This window comes from Armatimonas sp., from assembly GCF_043760365.1.
Taxonomy (GTDB): domain Bacteria; phylum Armatimonadota; class Armatimonadia; order Armatimonadales; family Armatimonadaceae; genus Armatimonas.
Window position 1 is genome coordinate 1 of record NZ_JAYUPA010000538.1, and the last position, 1,589, is coordinate 1,589.

The 1,589-nt window shown below is 57.3% G+C and carries 1 protein-coding gene; it reads right to left on the reverse strand.

The window, feature by feature from the left end:
• Nucleotides 1-1,589 (reverse strand): DnaB-like helicase C-terminal domain-containing protein (locus tag ACH2EH_RS12440; protein ID WP_395142110.1); only part of this gene is annotated, 1,589 nt, incomplete at both ends.

Genomic DNA, 1,589 nt, shown 5'->3' on the forward strand with positions numbered 1-1,589 from the left:
GCCCTCATACTCGCCCCCTTCTTGCTCCGCTTTTTCCTCCGCATCCTGGGAAACCGCATCCTTGCGCGCATAGTACGAGGGCCGGTAGATAAACGCAACGACATCCGCCTCCGCCTCGATCGAGCCGCTGTTGTGCACTACAACCCCTTCGGCTAAAAAGCAGCCCGTCTCTGGCACACAGATATCGTAGGTTGCCTCTTCCCCATCTGGCACAATCGAGCGAATCTTCTCCCAAAGCACATCAGACTCCGCCCAGAGCGCCAGTTCCGTATCATTGAGTTTCTGAGCCCACTTCTGCGCGATGTCGCGGCGTAGACACTTACCCTGATTTTTCCAATAGAGGCGCTTTCCATCCCCCTTTGGCAGCTCAGGCAGACGAAATACGCCTGGATTTGTCGGCTCATGCGGCGCTTCCGAGAGAAACTCCCGAAGAAGCTCGCCTTTTTTACCTGGAGGCTGAACCAGTGTCGCAAAGAGCCGCAGGTTCGCATCGAGCGGATTTACCGAGACACGATAGATGGGACGGTACTTTCCTTGCTTGCGCTGCGGCTCTTGAATGCTGGCAACAATCCCCAGCCGAAGCAGCAGCAATTGAACATCTCGTGCAAGCCCATGACTGACAGTATCAAAGTGAACATACCACTTTGCCCCACGATGCTTAACGCAGCCATCGGTTGCCAGGTACCCGGCAAGAAACGCCCTTGCGCCAGGGATACCCGCCTCCCAGACAAACGCCGCCACTCGCTTCGTGTCACAAAGCTGTCCCAGTAACCCAAGTTCTCGAAACCAGTTGAGGACAGAGTTCCCAAAAGGCTTTCCGTACTTTTTCTCTTCCCCATGATACTGAACAAAATCCGCCTCCCAGCAGGGCTTCACTGTGTTACGAGCCAGCATCTCCACCGTGGCCACCTCCGGGAAGTGCTCACGAACAATGGTCACGCAGTCGTCAAAAACGGCACGGTCTGATGCAATAAACGAAGCGGTTCGGTGCTTACCATAGTGCCCATCTCCCACCATGTATCCCAGGAAACGACAGAGCGCCTCGCGGCTTATGTCTTGCTTCCCAAACTCAGGCAAGCGCCACGCCGTCGCAATCAGCTCTCCTTCGCCCATCTCAGCAAGAGGTTTGTAACCACTCGCGGTCAGAAACGGATGGTTGTCGGTGCAGCGCAGAACACGGCCTGTCTCCGTAGTGACACGCAATACGGGCTTGACCCCTTTCTCCCAGACCTGAGAGACCGTGGCCGCAACCACGCGCTGTTGACCATTGGTAGCCAGAACCCGCTGCCCTGGCACAATCTCACGAATCGGCACCAGCAAGCCAGAGTCGGCATCGAAGAGACGGGTATCGCCCGTCAGGCACTCACGCAAATCGGAGAGCATGGGCCGCTTGTCCTCACGGCGCTCCACGGCGCGTGAGAGCTGAGAGAGGGCAATCACCGGGACATCAAGTTCACGGGCCAAGCTCTTAAGGCCCCGTGCAATCTCGCTGATCTCCTGGTTGCGGTTCTCCGAGTTGCGCGCGGAGCCACGCATGAGCTGTAAGTAGTCCACGATCACCAGATCCAGCGCCCCCTGCTCCGCCTTCA